Genomic DNA, 21,045 nt, shown 5'->3' with positions numbered 1-21,045 from the left:
AGAATACCCACCATCGAGTGACACTGATCTAGTGCTGTTGTAAATGCCCATAAAGCTTGGCGTACAAACCACCATCGGCAATGAGTTGCTGATGGTCGCCATCTTCGGCAACTTGTCCGCCATCGAACACCAGCACCCGGTCCGCCTGTTTAACCGCTGACAGTCGATGGGCAATGATCAACGTGGTGCGGTGACTCAGGAACCGCGCCAAGGCCTGGTGCAGGTTGTATTCGGTGGCGGCGTCCAGTGCGGAGGTGGCCTCATCGAGGATCACCACTTTAGGGTCGGCCAGCACCATCCGCGCGATCGCCAGGCGTTGCCGCTGGCCGCCGGACAAACGCACGCCGGAACGCCCGACGATGCTGTCCAGGCCGTTGGGCAATTCACGAATCGTGGCGTGCAGCTGGGCGATTTCCAGCGCCTGCCAGCAAGCCTCGTCGCTGCGCTCGCGGCCCATGGTCAGGTTGGCACGCACGGTGTCATTGAACAGCGCCGGGTGCTGCAGGACCACGGCGACGTTTTCACGAACGGTTTCCAGACCGATCTCCTGCTGGGTCGAACCGCCGAAGCGGATGGTCCCGGCCAATGGCGTGTACAAACCCAACAACAATTGCACCAGCGTGCTTTTGCCACCGCCGCTGGCGCCGACGATCGCCACTTTCTCACCGGGGGCGATGGACAGGTTCATCTGGTTCAGTACCAGCTCGTCGCCGTAACCGAAACTCAGGCCCTGAACTTCGATACCCACGGTCTCGCGGCCGTTGAACGGGTCGACGCCATTGGGGTACTCAGGCTCATCGGCGCGGGACAACAGCTCGTTGATTCGCGACAGCGCACCGCCGGCGGCGTAATAGGCGTATTGCAGGTTCAGCAGTTGTTCCACCGGGCCGATCATGAACCACAGGTAGCTGAATACCGCGAGCATCTGGCCGATGGACAGGTCGGAAAACAGCACGGTGAGCATGGCGGCGGCGCGAAAAATATCGATGCCGAACTGGAACAGCAAACCGCTGGCACGGTTCGAAGCGTCGGTTTTCCATTGCGAACTGACCGCGTAATCGCGAACTTCCCTGGCGCGCAGCCCCAGTCGTCCGAGGAAAAACCCCTGACGGTTGCCGGCGCGGACTTCCTGGATCGCGTCCAGGGTTTCGGTCAATGCCTGGGTGAAGCGCGAGGTGCTGTCGTTCTCGAGCTTCTTCAGGTGCTTGACCTTTTTGCCCAGCTGCACCGTGGCGTAGATCACCAGCGGGTTGAACAACAGAATCAGCAGCGCCAGTTTCCAGTGCATCCACATCAGAATCCCTGCAGTGCCGACCAGTGTCAGCATGGCCACAAGGAAGCGACTGAGGGTTTCGCCGACGAATTTGTCCAGGGTGTCGAGGTCGGTCACCAGGTGCGTGGTCACCGTCCCGCTGCCCAGGCTTTCGTATTCACCCAGCGAGATGCGCTTGAGGCGTTCGATCAGGCGGATGCGAATGCGGTACACAATGTCCTTGGCCAAGGCGGCGAACAATCGCGCCTGCACCACGTTGAACAACAATGCCGCGCAACGCAGGGCCAGGGTCACCAGCAGCATCAGGCCGATATAGCCCGCGGCCTTTTGCCAGACCTCGGGGAGTGCGAGGTTCATGATTTTCAGCGCGGCGTCACCGTGTCCCAGCAGCACTTCATCCACCAGTAACGGCAGGAGCAACGGGATCGGTACGCTGCACAGCGTCGCCAGCACGGCCACGCCATTGGCGATCCACAGAGATTTCTTGTGATGAAGCGCCAGTCGGCGGATTTCCGCCCAGCTCAGCCGATCGACATGTTTTGCGGTTGCGACATCGTCGGGCAGGTCATGCACAGGCAGCGCGCTCCAGCCAGCGGCCGAGCAACGGAGACAGCACACTGAGCGGTTGATAGCCATTGGTCAGCAGTGCCAATTGACCATTGCGCTCAGCCAGCAAGGTGGGGAAACCGGCAATGCCCAGATCCTGGACCCAGGTGAAATCGGCTGCCGTTGCGGTGTGCATATCGGCACGGTCGAACGCGGCGGCGAATTCGATGCGCGGCAGACCGGCCTGTTCCGCCAGCTCAACCAGAACGCTGGCGCGGGTCACGTCGCGGCCTTCGGCATAAAACGCATGCTGAATCAGCCCGAGCAGCTTCCATGCACAATCCGGCGCCAGGCTGCGTGCCGTCACCAGCGCCCGGCACGCCGGCTCAGTGTCGTAGACAAATCCATCGGGCAAGGCACCGTCCAGTTTGAACGGCTGGCCGGTGGCCTCGGTAACCGCCTGCCAGTGCTCAAGGATGTAGCGCCGGGTCGACGGTTCCAGTGCCGAGCCGCTGCCGGTGCGCAAACCGCCCACCACCAGATGCACGTCCACACCCGCCGCTGCCGCCTGCTCGACCAACGCGTTGGCTACCGGAGCAAAGCCCCAGCACCAGGAGCACATCGGGTCCATTACGTAGAGCAGGCGGGCAGTCGTCATGGTATTCAGGCCTCGGAGGATGCTTGCTTGTAGTTGTAGCCGATCGGGTGAGGCATGTTGCGAGCCTTGGCCAGTTCGATCTGCTTTTGCCGATCGATGGCGCTGCGTCGGGTTTTCTCGCTCAGCGTATCCCAGCAATGCGGGCAACTGATGCCGGCGACGTAATGCTCGCAGGCGCGATCTTCGACACTGACCGGTGTGCGGCAGGCATGACATTGATCGTAGTCGCCTTCGCTCAGGTCGTGGCGAACCGTCACGCGGTTATCGAACACGAAGCAGTCGCCCTGCCACTTGGTTTGTTCCTGAGGCACTTCCTCGAGGTACTTCAGGATGCCACCCTTGAGGTGGTAGACCTCATCGAAGCCTTCGTTGAGCATGTAGCTCGACGCCTTTTCGCAACGAATGCCGCCGGTGCAGAACATGGCGACCTTTTTGTGCACGGCCGGGTCGAAGTTGGCTTTGATGTAGTCGGGAAATTCGCGAAAACTGGTGGTTTTCGGATCGATCGCACCTTCGAAGGTGCCGATCGACACTTCGTAGTCGTTGCGGGTATCGATCAACAGGACTTCCGGATCGCTGATCAGCGCGTTCCAGTCCTGCGGATCAACGTAGGTGCCGACCTTTTTATTCGGGTCCACGCCTTCAACGCCGAGGGTCACGATTTCTTTCTTGAGCTTGACCTTGGTGCGGTAGAACGGCTGCTCGTCGCAGTACGACTCTTTGTGGTCGATGTCGTCCATACGCGGGTCGTTCTTGAGCCAGGCCAACAGTCCATCGATGCCTTCACGGCTGCCAGACACGGTGCCGTTGATGCCTTCTTCGGCGATCAGCAGCGTGCCTTTGATGCCGTTGTCGACCATCGCTTGCAGCAGTGGCTCGCGCAGGGCGACGTAATCTTCCAGGGTGACGAACTTATACAGTGCCGCCACGACAATCTGTTGTGTCATGGGTAAATCTCCAGGTGGCTACCCTCGTAAGGGGTGAACCGGATGCGAAAAAAAACGCGCCGGGTAAGCGGCGCGTTTCCCATTCTATCAAAAACCCGAAGGTTAGAGGACTGGCAGATGCTTTTGTGGCGAGGGGATAAATACCCTTCTCACTGCAACCGTTCAAGCGCTAGTGCTTGCTGCCGCCGGCACAGGTCGGCGAGGCTGGAGCCGCGTCGATCTGCGCCCATTCCTCCGGCGTATAGGTATGCAGCGCCAACGCATGGAACTCGCCCATCAGCTCGCCGAGGGTGTCGTAGACTTTCTGGTGACGCTTGACGCGATTGAGCCCTTCGAACTGCTGGCTGACCACCACGGCCTTGAAGTGGGTCTGCAACCCGCGACTGTGCATATGGCTTTCATCCAGCACTTGCAGATGCTCGGGCTGAAGCAGGCCCAACGTCGATTCGATGCGTTGTTGCATGGTCATACCGAACTCCGCTTAAGGCTTTTTCTTGGCTGGAGCCGCTGCGTCTTTCGGCGTCAGCTCAGTGGTCATGTCAGCCAGCAGCTTGTTGACCACGGGCACCGCGCTTTCCAGCTTGGCCTGGGTCATCTGGGCCGATTGCTGAGTCAGCTGCGGCATTTTTTCCAGGACTTTCTTGCCCAGTGGCGACTTGTAGAACGCCACCAGGTCCTTGAGCTCGGATTCGGTGAAGTTGGTGGTGTAGAGCTTGACCATGTCCGGCTTCAGCTTGTTCCAGCCAATGGCCTGGTCGAGGGCGGCGTTGGCCTTGGCCTGGTAGGTTTCCAGGACGGCTTTTTTCGATTCAGGGGCTTTGGTTTGCTGGAAGCGCTGGGCGAACATTTGCTGTACTTGCATGTACACCGGAGTGCCCAGTTTGTCAGCATGAGCCAGGGTCAGGAAAGCCTCGGCACTGGCGTTGTGGCTGGCGGTATCGGCAAGAACCTGGCCGCTGGCACAAACCAATGCAACCGCGGTACAGATGGCACGAAGACGAGTCATCGAGTTTCCTTTTCTAGCAGGCGAGGTAAAACCCCAAGGACGTCCATTCTGCGCCTAAAAAAGTGTGTCACTCAACCCCAAGCCTTGTCGCGCCTGATTTAGAGGGGTTCAATGGACAGAATCGAGACAGATGGAACCCCGGCCGTCGATCACGGCCTAAACTGCGCAATCAGACCTACAGGAGTGTGACCGATGAGCCGTATCGAAACCGACAGCCTTGGCCAGGTTGAAGTCCCGGATGAGGCCTACTGGGGTGCTCAGACGCAACGCTCGCTGGTCAACTTTGCCATCGGCAATGAGCGCATGCCGCTGGCGGTTCTGCACGCTCTTGCGCTGATCAAGAAAGCCGCGGCACGGGTCAACGACCGCAATGGGGACCTGCCCGCCGACATCGCCCGCCTGATCGAACAGGCGGCCGACGAAGTGCTCGACGGCAACCATGACGACCAATTTCCGCTGGTGGTCTGGCAGACCGGCAGCGGCACCCAGAGCAATATGAACGTCAACGAAGTGATTGCCGGTCGCGCCAACGAACTGGCCGGCAACCCGCGCGGCGGCAAGGCCCCGGTGCACCCCAACGATCACGTCAATCGCTCCCAGAGTTCCAACGACTGCTTCCCAACCGCCATGCACATCGCCGCGGCCCAGGCGGTGCAGCAGCAATTGCTGCCGGCCATCGCCGAGCTGTCCGGCGGTATTGCCGAACTGTCGGCTCGACACATGAAACTGGTGAAAACCGGGCGCACACACATGATGGACGCCACGCCGATCACCTTCGGCCAGGAACTTTCGGGGTTCATAGCGCAACTCGATTACGCCGAACGGGCGATCCGCAGCGCCCTGCCGGCAGTCTACGAACTGGCTCAGGGTGGCACCGCCGTGGGCACCGGACTGAACTCGCCGCACGGCTTTGGTGAAGCGATCGCAGCGGAGCTGGCAGCGCTATCCGGCCTGCCTTTTGTCACTGCCCCTAACAAGTTTGCCGCGCTGGCCGGCCACGAGCCGCTGACCACCCTCTCCGGCGCGCTGAAAACCCTCGCCGTGGCCCTGATGAAAATCGCCAACGACCTGCGCTTGCTCGGCTCCGGCCCGCGCGCCGGTTTCGCCGAAGTGAAACTGCCGGCCAACGAACCGGGCAGTTCGATCATGCCCGGCAAGGTCAACCCGACTCAGTGCGAAGCGCTGTCGATGCTGGCCTGCCAGGTCCTGGGTAACGACGTCACCATCGGTTTCGCCGCGAGCCAGGGGCACTTGCAATTGAACGTGTTCAAACCGGTGATCATTCATAACCTGCTGCAATCGATCCGGTTGCTGGGCGATGGCTGCAGCAACTTCCAGCAGCATTGCATCGCCGGCCTTGAGCCGGACGCCGGGCAAATGGCTGAGCATCTGGAACGCGGCTTGATGCTGGTGACGGCGCTGAACCCGCACATTGGCTATGACAAGTCGGCGGAGATCGCCAAGAAGGCTTACAGCGAGGGGCTGACGTTGCGTGAAGCCGCGTTGCAGCTGGGGTATCTGACCGATGAGCAGTTTGATGAGTGGGTGCGGCCGGAGAATATGCTGGAGGCTGGGGCCAAGGGCTGAGATTTGTAGCGCCTGATACTCCGTCTTCGCGAGCAGGCTCGCTCCCACATTAATCTGTTGTGGGAGCGAGCCTGCTCGCGATGAACGATAATGCAGTCTAGCTGGCGGCCATCCGCACTTTCCGCGCCTTCAACCCGGCAATCAGCGACGGCCCCAACGCCACCAGCGCCGACCCCAGCACCACCAACACCGCCCCGCCATACCCCAGGCCATTGATCGTCTCGGCATGCACGTACTCCGGCCACCACCAGGCCGCCAGCGCCACGGCACCAAAAGTCACCAGCGGCGTAATCGCCAGCGTTGCGCTGACCCGCGAGGCTTCCCAATGGGCCAGGGCTTCGGCAAATGCGCCGTAGGCAATCAGGGTGTTCATGCAGCACGCCAGCAGCAGCCAGCCTTGCAACGGGTTCAGTTGCAGCGCTTCCAGCGGATGTACCCACGGCGTCAGCAACAGTCCGCAAAACAGGTAGATCACCATCATCACCTGCAGCGAATTCCACACCGTCAGCAGTTGCTTTTGCCCCAGGGCATAAAAGGTCCAGACCGTGGACGCCAACAACACCAGCAACACACCGGCGGTGTAATCGGTCAAGGAGGTGAGCAGTTCACTCAGGCGCTGATTGAAAAACAGCGCAAAGCCGATCAGCAGGATCAGCAAACCAATCCCCTGCCCCAGGCTGAAACGCTCCTTGAACACAAATACACTGGCAATCAGCAACATGATCGGGCCCATCTGCACCACCAGTTGAGCGGTGCCGGGGCTGAGCAGATTCAGGCCCATCAGATACAGCACGTAGTTGCCCACCAGGCCGAGCACCGCCATCAACACCAGCCAGCCGCCGCGCGCCCCCAGCACTTTGCGGCTTGGCAGACGCCTGGTTGCCGCCAGGTAAATGAACAGGCAGCCACCGGAGACCATCAGGCGAAACCAGGTCACGGTGACCGGGTCCATCACCAGCAATACCTGTTTGAGTTTGATCGGCAGGATTCCCCACAGCAACGCAGTCAACAAGGCCAGGAACAGACCGTAAACCCAGCGACCGGATGAAATGTGCATGCGAACCCCAAAGCCAAGTGCTTAGATCCGTCATTCTAGGCGCACTGCCGTGTAGCACACAGGGACAGTTTGCGTCTGGCCGCGAATGAAACTGTGCAGGTCGCAAGGAAGTTGTATTTCTGCATTCGGGAAAACACGCTGGAGGGACCGTTTGGGCGGGAAGTCCGGGCTTATATCGAGCGGGTGCAGTCTTTGAGTATGAATAGATAGACCGAGTCGCTGCCTTCGCGAGCAGGCTCGCTCCCACAGGATCCAATGTGGGAGCGAGCATGCTCGCGAAAGCTATCTATCAGTCAATGCAAAACCCAAAGTGTTTAGCGCACTGCTTCAAGCAACCCGGTAGCCCCCATCCCGCCCCCCACGCACATGGTCACGATGCCGTACCGCAGATTGCGCCGCTGCAACTCGCGAACGATGTGTCCGACCTGACGCGAACCGGTCATGCCGAACGGATGGCCGATGGAAATCGAGCCGCCATTGACGTTGTACTTGTCGTTATCGATCTCCAACCGATTACGCGCATACAGGCACTGCGAGGCGAATGCTTCGTTCAGCTCCCACAAATCGATGTCGCCAATCTGCAAGCCCTTGGCCTTGAGCAGCTTCGGCACGGAGAACACCGGACCGATGCCCATTTCATCCGGCTCACATCCCGCGACGGTGAATCCGCGGAAGAACGCCTTGGGCTTCAAGCCCAAAGCCAGGGCTTTTTCCAGGCTCATCACCAGGGTCATGGAAGCACCGTCGGACAGCTGTGAAGAGTTGCCGGCGGTGACCGAGCCGTCTTCAGCAAAAACCGGCTTCAAGCCGGCCAGGCTTTGCAGCGTGGTGTCGGGGCGGTTGCAGTCATCGCGATCAACAATGCCATCGAGGATCTGCACCTGACCGGTGGCTTTGTCTTCAACGCGGTATTTCACCGCCATCGGCGCGATTTCATCGTCGAACAACCTGTCAGCCTGCGCCTGGGCGGTGCGTTGCTGGCTTTGCAGGGCGTACAGATCCTGTGCTTGGCGGCTGACGCCGTAGCGGCGCGCGACGATTTCGGCTGTCTGCCCCATCGGGAAGTAGATGCCCGGCACCTGTTCCTTGAGCAGCGGGTTGATCAGGTGGTCGGTGTTGACGCTTTTCATGGTCAGACTGATCGACTCGACACCACCGGCGACGATAATGTCGCTGCAGCCCGAGGCGATCTGGTTGGCGGCGATGGCGATGGCCTGCAAGCCCGACGAGCAGAAACGGTTGAGGGTCATGCCGGCGGTGCCGATGCCCAGGCCCGACAGTACCGCAACATTGCGCCCGATGTTGTAACCCTGAGCGCCTTCGTTGGAGCCGGCGCCGACGATGCAGTCCTCGACGCTGGCCGGATCGATGCCGGTGCGCGCCAGCAAGGCGTCGACACAATGCGCCGCCATGTCGTCCGGACGGGTCATGTTGAACTTGCCGCGAAAGGATTTGGCCAGGCCGGTCCGCACGCTGTCGACGATCACCACTTCACGCATGGCATACCTCATTGTTGTTGTCGGTTAGGAATGGCCCGAGCATAAGCCCACTCAATTACCGACCGCGACAATCATTCACCCCGCGTATGCGCAACCATCGCCTCACTGCTTGCCTTTGCGCGCTCGCTTGTCGGAGTTTTCGAACGCTTCCTCCAACGCATGGTTGATCGTGCGCAAAACCTTGACCCGCGCCCAGCGCTTGTCGTTGGCCTCAATCAAGGTCCAGGGCGAGATCTCGGTGCTGGTGCGGTCGACCATGTCGCCGACAGCCGCGCGGTAGTCGTCCCATTTGTCGCGATTGCGCCAGTCATCCTCGGTGATCTTGAAGCGTTTGAAGGGGATTTCTTCGCGTTCCTGAAAGCGCTCCAATTGCGTCTGCTTGTCGATGGCCAGCCAGAACTTGACCACGATCACCCCGGCGTCGGCGACTTGTTCTTCGAAATCGTTGATTTCACTGTAGGCGCGCAACCAGTCCGCCGGACTGCAATAGCCTTCGACCCGCTCAACCAGCACCCGGCCATACCAGGAGCGATCAAACACGGTGAATTTGCCCCGCGCCGGAATATGCCGCCAGAAACGCCAGAGGTACGGCTGCGCCCGCTCCTCTTCGGTCGGTGCGGCAATCGGCACAATGTTGTACTGACGCGGATCCAGCGCCGCCGCGACCCGGCGAATCGCCCCACCCTTTCCCGCCGCATCGTTGCCTTCGAACACCGCCACCAGTGCATGGCGGCGCATGCGCTTGTCACGCATCAACCCGGAAAACCGCGCCTGCTCGGTAATCAATTGCTCTTCATAATCGTCCTTGGACAGACGCAGGTTCAGGTCGAGACTATCGAGCAGGTTCACTTGATCAACGCTGGGGAACACGGGCGCGGCGCTGACTTTCTCCGGGTGGATTTTCGGCCGTTTCAATGCGGCTTGCAGGCCTTCGAGCAGAATTTTGCCGACCGCCAGACTGCGATAGTTCGCATTCATCCCGGCGATCACATGCCAAGGCGCATAGTCACGGCTGGTGCGACGCAGAATCCGTTCGCCGAACTTCACGAACCTGTCGTAGGTTTCGGACTGCTGCCAGTCCAAAGGGCTGATGCGCCAGCTGTGCAGCGGATCATCAGCCAACGCCTTGAGGCGCGCCTTCATTTGCTTCTTGGACAGGTGGAACCAGAACTTGAAAATCAGCGCGCCCTCATCGCACAGCATTTTTTCCAGCCGCTCGGCACCGTTGATGCCTTGGTCCATCCGGGGATCCTTGATCACGCCATGGACCCGGGCCTGCAGGATCTGGCTGTACCAGTTGCCGAAAAAAATCCCCATGCGGCCCTTGGCCGGCAGCATCCGCCAATAACGCCAGGCCGGTGGTCGCGCCAATTCTTCGTCGGTTTGCTGGTCGAAGGTGCGGACCTCGATGAGACGCGGGTCCATCCATTCATTGAGCAACTTGACCGTCTCGCCCTTGCCGGCCCCTTCGATGCCGTTGATCAGAATGATCACCGGAAAGCGCTTCTGCTGCTGAAGTTCGAACTGCGCTTCGAGCAGGGCTTCACGCAGGGCCGGCACTTCGGCTTCGTAGGTTTCTTTGTCGATGGTGTGATCGATTTCGGCGGATTCGAACATGAGGGGCTCCCTTCCAGATCTGAGCAAGACTAGCGGATTGACCCTGTGGGAGCGAGCTTGCTCGCGATGGATTCAAGCGCATCGCGTTCATTCAGGAAGCCCCCGTTATCGTTAACGTCCATCGCGAACAAGCTCGCTCCCACAGGGCCCGGGGCGAACACCACGGCGCGATCGGCTAGAATGGCCGCCTTGCCGTTGCCGAGCCTGCCATGAAACCTGTAATGCCCCACGCCCAGCTCGACTGGGACGACCAAGGTCGCCCGTACTCGCGGGTGTTCGATGATGTGTATTTCTCCGACCAATCGGGGCTGGACGAAACCCGCTACGTGTTCATCGAACAGAACCGTTTGGCCGAGCGCTTTGCGGCGTTGCCGGATGGCGGTCGGCTGGTCATCGGCGAGACCGGTTTCGGGACCGGACTGAATTTCCTGTGCGCCTGGCAGGTGTTCGAACAGCATGCGACGGCCGATGCGCGGCTGCATTTTGTCAGCGTCGAAAAATACCCGTTGAGCCCTGTCGACCTGCAACGTGCCCTGGCGCTGTGGCCGGAACTCAAGGTGTTTGCCGATCAATTGCTCACACAATATGTGGCGATTCATCAGGGCTTTCAGCGCCTGACACTGGCCAATGGTCGGGTGACGCTGACCTTGCTGATTGGCGATGCCCTGGAACAGTTGCCGCAACTGGACGCGCAAATTGACGCCTGGTTTCTGGACGGTTTCGCCCCGGCGAAAAACCCCGACATGTGGACCGCCGAACTGTTTGCCGAGCTGGCACGGCTGTCAGCGCCGGATGCGACGATCAGCACCTTCACCAGTACTGGTTGGGTACGACGTCTGCTCAATGCAGCAGGCTTCAAGATGAAGCGCACGCCCGGCATCGGCCACAAATGGGAAATCCTGCGGGGCGCCTTCCTGGGCTGGCCCGATGAAGTTCCCATGCCCGCCGGGGCAAAACCGTGGTTTATGCGTCCGACGTCGCAGACCGGCGAGCGTCGTGCACTGGTGATCGGTGCCGGCCTGGCCGGTTGCGCAACGGCTGCCAGCCTCGCGGCGCGGGGCTGGCAGGTCTGCTTGCTGGAACGTCATGATGCACCGGCGCGGGAAGCGTCGGGCAATCCTCAGGGCGTGCTTTACCTCAAGCTGTCAGCCCATGGCACGGCATTGTCGCAACTGATTGTCAGTGGATTCGGTTACACCCGGCGCGTGCTCGAGCATTTGCAACGTGGCGTGGACTGGGACGATTGCGGGGTCTTGCAGCTGGCGTTCAGTGCCAAGGAAGCCGAACGTCAGGCGCAATTGGCGGCGGCGTTTCCCGAAGACTTGCTGCACACACTCGATCAAGCGCAGGCCGAGGCTCGCGCCGGTATCGCGCTGCCGGCGGGCGGACTGTTTTACCCCGAAGGCGGTTGGGTACATCCGCCTGCCCTGTGCCAATGGCAGGCAACGCAATCGAACATTCAAGTGCTGACGCATCACGATGTGTTGGAGCTGCGTCCCGTGGACGGACGGTGGCAAGCGTGGGATGGTGACAGGTTACTGGCCGAGGCGCCCGTGGTGGTATTGGCCGGTGCCGCCGAGATCAAGCGCTTTTCGTACAGCAGCGAGCTGCCGCTCAAGCGCATTCGCGGACAGATCACGCGCTTGCCCCAGACTGTTGAGAGCCAAAGCCTGAGCACCGTGGTCTGCGCCGAAGGTTATGTCGCGCCAGCCCGATCGGGTGAACATACCCTGGGCGCCAGTTTCGATTTCAACAATGAGGACCTGACACCGACAGAGGCCGAGCATGCCGGCAACCTGCAGATGCTCGAAGAAATTTCACTGGATCTGGTCGCCCGGCTCGGCGCGAACACCCTGCAACCTGAAGCACTCGACGGGCGCGCCGCATTTCGTTGCACCAGTCCGGATTATCTGCCGATCGTCGGCCCGCTCGCTGACGCGCAGGCTTTCGCCCTCGCCTACAGCGCCTTGAGCAAGGATGCCCGGCAAATACCGGACGTTCCCTGCCCCTGGCTGGATGGCTTGTACATCAACAGCGGCCACGGTTCGCGAGGACTGATCACCGCGCCGCTGTCAGGCGAATTGCTCGCTGCCTGGCTGGATAACGAACCGCTGCCATTGCCCAGGGCCGTGGCCGAGGCGTGTCATCCAAACCGCTTCGCCTTGCGCCGCTTGATTCGAGGCAAGGTCTGAGGTGTTTAATCCAGGGCAAAGCAAGTTTTCGACTCTTCAGCCTTTATGGCCGCCTCGGTCAAACGTCTCAATAAAGCGTTCTCAGCGCTGTTATATTCGTGGGTGATGCCATCGACCTGTGGACGATAGTCCATACCAAGGGTTGCTTCGTTTTTCATGGTTTTCTCCATCCGCACGTGAAAAGGTGCAGCAACGTCAGTGAACTGTCTTGCGTGATGTTCTCGCAAAAAATCGCTCCAGAACTGGCGCTCACTCATATAAGTCAGCAGTTCGGGAGAGTTTTCTGCGGTGATGATCTTGTTGCGGGCGGTGTCCAGGTCCGCAGGTGTCACGCCACCAAGCTCGGCATACCGCATGTGCCGGGGCTGGCCGACCAGATTGAGCGTCTCGGCAAGGCCGGTGCGAAAAGCCAGGGTAACTTCGACCGGATCGAGCGCAGCGTCGGCGCTTGCATGTTCCCGAGCGAGTCTGTCGAGGTAATCCAGGCGGAACAGGCGTCGCCCAAGACTTAACAGCCGGGCAGCCCGGTCATGGGCATTGGTGGCGTCTCGAATCACGGTGTGAAGATCCACTGCCACCTCAAGGTTACTGAAGATCGTCGCGGCGGCGTCATTGCAATTGGCCTTCACCGCCATCGACAGCAATTGATCGCGCAACGCCGAATCAGTCTGTATCGCCTCAATGACACGCCAGACCCGACGGGTCATGTCTTCGCGCTCAAAGCGGTTATCCGCGGTGCCCCCAACGTCTGCCAGCAATTCAAAGAACCCTGTCGAATGGGGTTCGTTTTTCAGCGCCTGCCAGGCACTGTTTCGACGGACATAGGCCTCTTCACGCTGACTTGGCATCCACAGGTCTCGAGCCCGTTGTTCATTGAGCACCGAGGCATCATCGTCGAGCAGCCCCATCCCGATACCCGTGTTGTCAAGAAAGGTTTCCAGTTTCACGCGACTCGCTGCGGATATCGGGTTATCCCGCAGGTTGATCGTTCGGGCGAATCGTGCAGTGACCTGGAACAGCCAGTCGGGCAACTCCCGGATCTGGTTACCCCGCAAGTCCACGATATTCAGATACGGCGGGCGGTTAAGGCCAACGGGCAGTTCCGTGATATGGGTATCGCGCAGGAACAGCGACTGCAAATCCAGCATTTTGCTCACATCGATCGTGGCCCCCAGGCGATTGCCGCCGAGTCCCAGCGTGCGCAGATTTCGCAGATCAGCCAGCTTGCGCAACGTGGGTTCGGTCAGTTGTATCTGATTGCCGTCCAGCCGCAAGTGCTCAAGGTGGGGCATGTGCGACAACACCTCGGGCAATCGTGTGAGTTTATTGCGATCCAGTTCCAGCGCGACAAGCCCCTTGAACGGCTTGAGGAAATACGCCAGTTCATCGCCGGCCTGCATGTCCTTGATGGACAGTCTGCGTACATGGGCGACATCCTGTTCGGTCAGCGTTGGCAATGGGCCCACCGGGTTGCGCTCCAGCGTGAGCGTTGAAGAAGGCTGATTTTGCCGCGCTACCCGCCGCCAGCAGTTTTCGATGGCATTGGCCACCTGACGTCGGCTGTTACGGACATCGTCGAGTTGCCCCGGCAGCTTCTTCATCTGCCCTACATCGTCACGCCAGGTATGCAGCACGTTACGCAGTTGCTTGAGTTGCTGCCCCAGCTCCTTGATTCGTTGTGCCCGCTGCATCTGGGTACTGCCGGCCTGGTCGAGAAATGACCTGACCTGGGTATCGGTGAACAGCGGATAGAGTTTTCTGACTTGACGTATCAAGCTCCTGGAATGAGAACTCGCATTGGGAGGGTCCGCCTGGACGCAGGCAGAAAGGTGTTCGAAGGTTTCAATGCGCTCCCCCCGCAGCACACGACCGGTATGCAAGCGATCGCCGGTGGCAGCCCTTGAGAGGCGTGAGCGTAGCGTCGCGACATCCAGGGTATCGTCGCCGGTGAGCCCCATGCCGGTACGTTGGGTGGCAGGCAATGCATCCAGTATTGACTGAAGCAGCGTTTCGCTCTGAAGCGTGGAAGACACATTGCCATTGGTTTGGGTGACCTGATAGCCGGTGGATGTCTTGACGATCACCCCGCGCGACTGAGCATTTGCTTCACCCACGCTGTCCAGCAATGCACCGGTGACTGACCCTTGTCGAACTTCAAGGCGGCAGTCGTCATTCCAACCTTGCACACGTTCCATCAGTCCGAGCGTCAGTTTATCGGTATCGGCATTGGCCAGCTGCGGGAGATACAAGCCCGTGAGTGCGCGATCCTGCCGCAAGGTGGCCTGCGACTCACTGATTTGTTGGGCGAGATCCATTCCAGGAATCTTGCGCTCACGCAGAAAATTGCGATCCCTGGCAGAGGCACTGTCCAGCAACTCCTGACACACCCGCACAGGAAGGTCGGGAGCGTGTTCACGCAATGTCGAAACGTCATCGGTGGCGGTGCCGTCCCAGGTTTTATAGAGCCCATCAAACAGTGGCTGGCGGTTACCCTTGAGGTGGCTGCCGATTTTTCTGGCCAACAGCAACGATTTCGATCCAGACGTCGCCTCCCCAATCATCGCTTCGACTTCTTTCGGATAGAGCCCTTCGATGACTGTTTCGAGCAATTGCCCTGAGTCCAGTTGCGCCCGGGAAACGTGCACACAGTTGATATTGTCATCCTTGGGCGCCGTTTCCGGGAAACGCGCGATAATCTCGTCCTCCTCGTCGAGCACTAGAATGAAGCGCTCCTGCGGCCAACCAGGCAGACGTGGCAGCGTATGCAGTTGCTCCTGAACAAAATCCGTGCTCGCGGTTTCTCCCCGTTCCATCGCCTCGATCACCTCGCTGACGCGTCGGTCGATTTTGAAGCGTTCTACGCAGTCATTCAGTCGCTGCGGCAATTTGAGGTTATTTTCATGGAGCTGGTGCAACTTGTCAGGCGTCATGTCGGTGATGTCGGCGATGGCTTCCAGATCAGTGCCAAGTTCGCTCAGGCGTTGATCAGTACGTCCCAGCGCATACGCACCGTCGTGCCACTCGTGCGCATGCTCATAAACATGCCGCCAGCCACCTTCCACGTTTCGCTCGACGGCAGGCTGGAATGCGTCAGTGCGCACAGCATGATTGAGGGTCCATGCCGTTCCCGCCGGGTTGCGAGAGACTTGATAGAGCGCTCCATCCATGACGATCGAGGTCTGTCCGGCGTGCCGATAGAGCCCTTGGGAATCAGGTTGCACGCCGGCAGGTAGCGTCCTGGTCTGTTTATACGGTTCGAGGTCGCGTTTCCATAATCCGGGTTTACCATCAGTGCGAGTGACGGCCTCAAAACCGTCGAAGAATGCCGTCTGCTCTTTCACGCCCTTACTGACAGTCGTGATAACTTTGCCGACTGCGGCAAACGCCACCAGCTGCGCAATGTTTTCCACAACATTGAGTAAATGGGACAAGGCCTCGGTCCGTTCACAGTGCGTCCAGTCCACCACGCCTTCATACACCTCGCCGACGATGTCGACGACAGCCGCCGCCAACATCAATTGGCCAATCACCGGTACGAAAAAAGCGGCGGCGTTCAACAGCAAGAGGCCGCCATCCAGCAGCATCTGTATGGTTTTTTCCCGTTGTTGTTCATCGACGTCTTCGGTCGGTACGGCAAGGATTCGCGCGTCTTCCTGAGTCTTTTTGACGAATGCACTAAAGAGAAAGTCGCCAAGGCAGGTGTCGGCGGGCGTGGCGGTTAGCGTACCCAAGACCTTGTCTTTATCGAATGAAGTAAAAAACCCGGTTTTATCGTGGCCGTGCAGGTACTGCTCGGCGAAAGATTTTCTGTAGCTTTGGGTTTGCAATTTGAGGGTGAGGTAAACCTTGAAATCATCCAGCGAATCGTATTCATACAGCGGTCGCCGGGGCTCGTTCGGCATGTAAACCACGCACCTGGCCTTGGGCTCGGTATCGATGGAGACCTTGGTAAATACCAGTGCCCCACAGATGCAAGTGTCATGAATCATCAGCCCTTGCCAAAGCACCGGCCCGCCATCAAACAGTGCGTCCCTGGCTTGACCCGCAGGGAGGTCCTGTTCGATCACCTTCAGCAGCATGGTGTAAGCGGCTTGGGTGATGTCCTTTTTCAGGTAGGCCATGTGGAGGGCGACCTGCAGGTCCAGCACCTTCAACCGCCGGATATCGGCGACAGAGGCCCGACCATCGACAGGCGCGCCTTTTTCGGGTTTGGCCGGCAACGCCAGAGCTTCGTCGATATGCTGCTGATAGCGCGCACCCAGATCGAGTTCACGACAGAGCGTTGCGAATTTCTCGGGGGTAATTTCAGATTCAGATTGGGGCTTTGCATCGATCCAAATCACTGAGCCCGCTGCCACTCCGCCGGTCTTCGCTTCCCCAGAGGTGAAGTTTTCCATGGCCGCGTGAAGCAGGCTGCGTGAGAGGATGTCCGCGTTGTTCAAATAGCCGAAAGGGAACAGTCCTGTTGACGAATATTCTTTTTTGGGAATATCCAGCCTGTCTCGCTCGACGTCGAAATCGAACGTCCATTTACCCTTGAGAAAAGCCGTCAGTTGCTCTTTGCAGAACTCGTCCAGCGGTTTGAGCTTTTCGAGCGCCGTCCTGGCCTTGGCTTGAGCCAGAAATGATTGCTCGAAATCGGCTTTCAGAGCCTGCACCACTTTCAGATCGGCATTGGCCAACCATTCAGGAATAGACGCCTGCAACACCTCGGCCTTGTCCAGATCGCCGGTGTGTTCCAACAATGCCTCGAGGCGTTGTTCTGGGGTCATGGGTACAGCCGCGGATGCAGCCTTGGGTAATTCAGGAGGCATGAGCAATATCCTTATTGCGTTAAGAGACCCCCAGTTTATGAAGCTCAACTGCCGATTAATAACTCGAATACCGGATCGAACCGGGGCGCTTCCAAGCAGCTACTCCAATGCATCACATCAATAGTTACCACCACTGAAATCCACATCTGTGCTGGGTTGGCCGTTCGGACGATAAAACCTGCTTATAACCGATCGATCTAAAACTCCCGCTACCGAGTCGGGTCAGTTTCTGAGTACCTGCCGTTTTGGCGCGGTATCGAGTGACCCTCCCCAACGGAAAAACCGGTAAGGAATTTATGTGCGGATTAGCTGGCGAGTTACGTTTTGACAATCAACCTGCAAACCTTGCAGCCGTTGAGCGAATCACCCATCACATGGCACCACGCGGCCCCGATGCCTGGGGTTTCCATAGCCAGGGGCCAATTGCCCTGGGCCATCGACGCCTGAAAATCATGGACCTGTCGAACCGCTCGGGACAGCCGATGATCGACCATCAACTGGGCCTGTCCCTGGCCTTCAACGGCGCGATCTACAACTTCCCGGAATTGCGCACGGAGCTGGAAAGCCTGGGCTACGCCTTTTACTCCGATGGTGACACCGAAGTGCTGCTCAAGGGTTTTCACGCCTGGGGTGAAGCGCTGCTGCCGAAACTCAATGGCATGTTCGCGTTCGCCATTTGGGATCGCGACGCCCAACGCCTGTTCATCGCCCGCGACCGCCTGGGCGTCAAGCCGCTTTACCTGTCGCGCACCGGCCAGCGCCTGCGCTTCGCCTCGTCCCTGCCAGCGTTGCTCAAGGGCGGTGACATCAACCCGATCCTCGATCCGGTTGCGCTCAATCACTACCTGAACTTCCACGCTGTGGTCCCCGCCCCTCGCACCTTGCTGGCCGGCATTGAAAAACTGCCGCCAGCCACCTGGATGCGTATCGACGCCGATGGCACTACCGAGCAGAAAACCTGGTGGACCCTGCCTTACGGCCCCCGCGCCGATGAGATGAATCTGACCCTCGAAGACTGGCGCGACCGGGTGCTCGACAGCACCCGCGACGCGGTGGCGATCCGTCAGCGGGCGGCGGTCGATGTCGGCGTGCTGCTGTCCGGCGGCGTCGATTCGAGCATGCTGGTTGGCCTATTGCGTGAAGTCGGCGTGGAAAACCTGTCGACCTTTTCCATCGGTTTCCAGGATGCCGGCGGCGAGCGCGGCGACGAGTTCCAGTATTCAGACTTGATCGCCAACCATTACGGCACGCAACACCATCAATTACGCATCGATGAAAAAGAGATCATCGAACAACTGCCCGCGGCATTGCGCGCCATGAGCGAGCCGATGGTCAGCCACGATTGCATCGCCTTTTACCTGCTTTCGCGGGAAGTGGCCAAGCACTGCAAAGTGGTGCAAAGCGGCCAGGGTGCCGACGAACTGTTCGCCGGCTACCACTGGTATCCGCAGGTCGACGGTGCCGACGATCCATACGCGGCTTATCGCGAGGCGTTTTTCGACCGCAGCTACGACGATTACGCCGCCACCGTACAACCGAAGTGGCTCACCGCGAATGACGCTGCGGGCGACTTCGTGAAGGAACATTTCGCACAACCGGGTGCCGATGCCGCCGTGGACAAAGCCCTGCGCCTGGACAGCACAGTGATGCTGGTGGACGACCCGGTCAAACGTGTCGACAACATGACCATGGCCTGGGGACTGGAGGCGCGCACGCCGTTTCTGGACTATCGGCTGGTGGAATTGTCAGCCCGGGTACCGGGCAAGTTCAAGCTGCCGGACGGCGGCAAGCAGGTGCTCAAGGAAGCGGCGCGGCTGGTGATCCCGAGTGAGGTGATCGACCGCAAGAAAGGCTACTTCCCGGTGCCGGGCCTCAAGCATTTGCAGGGCGACACGCTGAACTGGGTGCGCGACTTGCTGCTTGATCCGAGCCAGGATCGCGGCCTGTTCAACCCGGTCATGCTCGACCGACTGTTGACCGATCCGCAAGGTCAGTTGACCCCGTTGCGCGGCTCCAAACTGTGGCAACTGGCGGCGCTGAACCTGTGGCTCAGCGAACAAGGAATCTGATCGATGAAACCCCACGCCACGGCTATCAACCAACGCCTGTTGCGCGGTCAGGCGCCCTCTTACGAACGTCTGCAGGCGCGCCTGGCCGAAGACGGCAGCACACTGGGCGCGGCACCGATCGCGGTGCATTGCGGCTGGGGCCGGTTGCTGATCGGCCATACCTTTGCCGATGCGGCCAGCCTCGCCCACGAGTTGCTCAACGAGCAGCCCGGTGAACGCGACATCGCGCTCTACGTCGCCGCGCCCCAACAAGTGCTGGGCCTGGAACCGACACAGTTGTTCCTCGACCCGTCCGACACCTTGCGCCTGTGGTTCAGCGACTACCGCCAGGCTACCCGGGTGTTTCGCGGCTTTCGTATCCGCCGCGCGCAGAGCGACGCCGACTGGAACGCAATCAACCAGTTGTACCACGCACGGGGCATGCTGCCGGTCGATGCCACTTTGCTGACGCCGCGCCACTCAGGCGGCCCGGTGTACTGGCTGGCCGAAGACGAGGACAGCGGCGCGGTGATCGGCAGTGTCATGGGCCTCAATCATCACAAGGCGTTCAACGACCCGGAAAACGGCAGCAGTCTGTGGTGCCTGGCGGTCGATCCGCACTGTTCGCGGCCGGGAGTCGGTGAAGTGCTGGTGCGGCATTTGATCGAGCATTTCATGAGTCGCGGGCTGAGTTACCTCGATCTGTCGGTGCTGCATGATAACCGCCAGGCGAAAAGCCTTTACGCCAAGCTCGGCTTTCGCAACCTTTCGACCTTCGCCATCAAGCGCAAGAACGGCATCAATCAGCCGCTGTTTCTCGGCCCTGGTCCCGAAGCCGAGTTCAATCCTTATGCGCGGATCATCGTCGAGGAAGCGCACCGACGTGGTATCGACGTGCAAGTGGATGACGCCGATGCCGGGATGTTCACCCTCAGCCATGGCGGACGCCGGGTGCGTTGCCGCGAGTCCCTCAGCGACCTGACCAGTGCCATCAGCATGACGCTGTGCCAGGACAAGAGTCTGACCCACAAAGTGCTCAAGGCTGCCGGCCTGAACCTGCCCGCGCAGCAATTGGCGGGCAACGCCGATGACAACCTGGCGTTTCTCGACGAGTACCACAGGGTGGTGGTCAAGCCGCTTGACGGTGAGCAGGGGCAAGGCGTGGCCGTGGATTTGCAAACCATCGAAGACGTGCAGCAAGCCATCGAAACTGCCCGCCGGTTCGACAGTCGCGTGCTGCTGGAAAGCTTCCACGAAGGCCTCGACCTGCGGATTCTGGTCATCGGCTTCGAAGTGGTCGCCGCCGCGATTCGGCGCCCCGCCGAAGTGGTGGGTGATGGTCAGCATTCCATCGGCGCCCTGATCGAAGCCCAGAGTCGGCGGCGACAGGCGGCCACGGGCGGTGAGAGCAAGATCGCGCTGGACCCGGAAACCGAGCGCACCTTGAAAGCGGCCGGCTACGACTACGACAGCGTTCTGCCGGCTGGCGAGCATCTGTTCGTGCGGCGCACGGCGAATTTGCACACCGGCGGGACTCTTGAGGACGTCACGGCGATCTTGCACCCGACCCTGGTGGATGCCGCGGTGCGAGCCGCGCGGGCATTGGACATTCCCATGGTCGGCCTCGACCTCATGGTGTGTGCCGCCGATCAACCGGAGTACGTGTTTATCGAAGCCAACGAACGCGCCGGACTGGCCAATCATGAACCGCAGCCGACGGCCGAGCGGTTTGTGGATTTGTTGTTTCCGCACAGTCAGCCGGTTTCCTGACATTGATGTATTGCCCGTGCCATTGCCTTCG

13 protein-coding genes are annotated in these 21,045 nt (G+C 59.9%); 4 read left to right on the top strand and 9 right to left on the bottom strand.

The genetic code is table 11. From position 1 onward, the window contains the following. Positions 1-28: 28 nt before the first annotated feature. From AC07ZE_RS09010 to AC07ZE_RS08990, 5 genes are all read right to left on the bottom strand, one after another. Positions 29-1,846, bottom strand: a complete 1,818-nt coding sequence (locus AC07ZE_RS09010) for an ABC transporter ATP-binding protein (protein ID WP_095196480.1) — start codon at positions 1,844-1,846, stop codon at positions 29-31. Then, positions 1,839-2,441 carry a DsbA family protein gene (locus tag AC07ZE_RS09005; RefSeq protein WP_170948723.1) on the bottom strand — a complete coding sequence of 201 codons (603 nt, stop codon included), beginning with the start codon at positions 2,439-2,441 and terminating at the stop codon, positions 1,839-1,841. Before AC07ZE_RS09005 ends, AC07ZE_RS09010 begins: the two co-directional genes overlap by 8 nt. 41 nt (positions 2,442-2,482) lie before the next feature. Beyond that, positions 2,483-3,424: an oxygen-dependent tRNA uridine(34) hydroxylase TrhO gene (gene trhO, locus AC07ZE_RS09000; protein ID WP_207263496.1), complete on the bottom strand. Its 942-nt coding sequence runs from the start codon at positions 3,422-3,424 to the stop codon at positions 2,483-2,485. Between the two features lie 169 nt (positions 3,425-3,593). Next, a complete protein-coding gene (locus tag AC07ZE_RS08995; protein WP_207263494.1) occupies positions 3,594-3,893 on the bottom strand; it encodes a BolA family protein in 300 nt (99 codons plus the stop codon). 12 nt (positions 3,894-3,905) lie between these two features. After that, positions 3,906-4,430, bottom strand: a complete 525-nt coding sequence (locus tag AC07ZE_RS08990) for a DUF2059 domain-containing protein (protein WP_137807916.1) — start codon at positions 4,428-4,430, stop codon at positions 3,906-3,908. A 192-nt stretch (positions 4,431-4,622) separates the two neighbouring features. Between AC07ZE_RS08990 and AC07ZE_RS08985 the strand changes: the two genes are divergently transcribed. Next, positions 4,623-6,017 carry a class II fumarate hydratase gene (locus AC07ZE_RS08985; protein WP_207263492.1) on the top strand — a complete coding sequence of 465 codons (1,395 nt, stop codon included), beginning with the start codon at positions 4,623-4,625 and terminating at the stop codon, positions 6,015-6,017. A gap of 97 nt (positions 6,018-6,114) precedes the next feature. Here the strand turns inward: AC07ZE_RS08985 and AC07ZE_RS08980 are convergent, their stop codons facing one another. The 3 genes from AC07ZE_RS08980 to pap all read right to left on the bottom strand — a co-directional run bounded on the left by AC07ZE_RS08980 (position 6,115) and on the right by pap (position 10,190). Continuing rightward, complete coding sequence (locus tag AC07ZE_RS08980; RefSeq protein WP_207263490.1) at positions 6,115-7,074, bottom strand: DMT family transporter; 960 nt, start codon at positions 7,072-7,074, stop codon at positions 6,115-6,117. Between the two features lie 314 nt (positions 7,075-7,388). Next, positions 7,389-8,573 carry a thiolase family protein gene (locus AC07ZE_RS08975; RefSeq protein WP_207263488.1) on the bottom strand — a complete coding sequence of 395 codons (1,185 nt, stop codon included), beginning with the start codon at positions 8,571-8,573 and terminating at the stop codon, positions 7,389-7,391. A 102-nt stretch (positions 8,574-8,675) separates the two neighbouring features. Continuing rightward, positions 8,676-10,190 (bottom strand): polyphosphate:AMP phosphotransferase, encoded by a 1,515-nt coding sequence (gene pap / locus AC07ZE_RS08970; protein ID WP_207263486.1) that lies wholly within the window; start codon positions 10,188-10,190, stop codon positions 8,676-8,678. Between the two features lie 209 nt (positions 10,191-10,399). Here pap and mnmC point away from each other — a divergent pair, with 209 nt between their 5' ends. After that, positions 10,400-12,382, top strand: a complete 1,983-nt coding sequence (gene mnmC / locus AC07ZE_RS08965) for a bifunctional tRNA (5-methylaminomethyl-2-thiouridine)(34)-methyltransferase MnmC2/FAD-dependent 5-carboxymethylaminomethyl-2-thiouridine(34) oxidoreductase MnmC1 (RefSeq protein WP_207263484.1) — start codon at positions 10,400-10,402, stop codon at positions 12,380-12,382. A gap of 5 nt (positions 12,383-12,387) precedes the next feature. Here mnmC and AC07ZE_RS08960 read toward each other — a convergent pair whose 3' ends face one another. Beyond that, positions 12,388-17,196, bottom strand: coding sequence for an NEL-type E3 ubiquitin ligase domain-containing protein (locus AC07ZE_RS08960; protein WP_207263482.1), 4,809 nt, complete (start codon positions 17,194-17,196; stop codon positions 12,388-12,390). 296 nt (positions 17,197-17,492) lie between these two features. Here AC07ZE_RS08960 and AC07ZE_RS08955 point away from each other — a divergent pair, with 296 nt between their 5' ends. Both AC07ZE_RS08955 and ngg read left to right on the top strand, forming a co-directional pair. Continuing rightward, complete coding sequence (locus tag AC07ZE_RS08955) at positions 17,493-19,265, top strand: N-acetylglutaminylglutamine amidotransferase (RefSeq protein WP_207263480.1); 1,773 nt, start codon at positions 17,493-17,495, stop codon at positions 19,263-19,265. Positions 19,266-19,268: 3 nt separating this feature from the next. Further along, positions 19,269-21,014, top strand: coding sequence for an N-acetylglutaminylglutamine synthetase (ngg, locus tag AC07ZE_RS08950; protein WP_207263479.1), 1,746 nt, complete (start codon positions 19,269-19,271; stop codon positions 21,012-21,014). The last annotated feature ends 31 nt before the right edge of the window (positions 21,015-21,045 follow it).

The sequence above is a fragment of the Pseudomonas sp. GW101-3H06 genome (assembly GCF_059424605.1).
The sequence above is the reverse complement of the archived record's forward strand: the minus strand, read 5'-3'. Positions and strand labels throughout refer to the sequence as shown.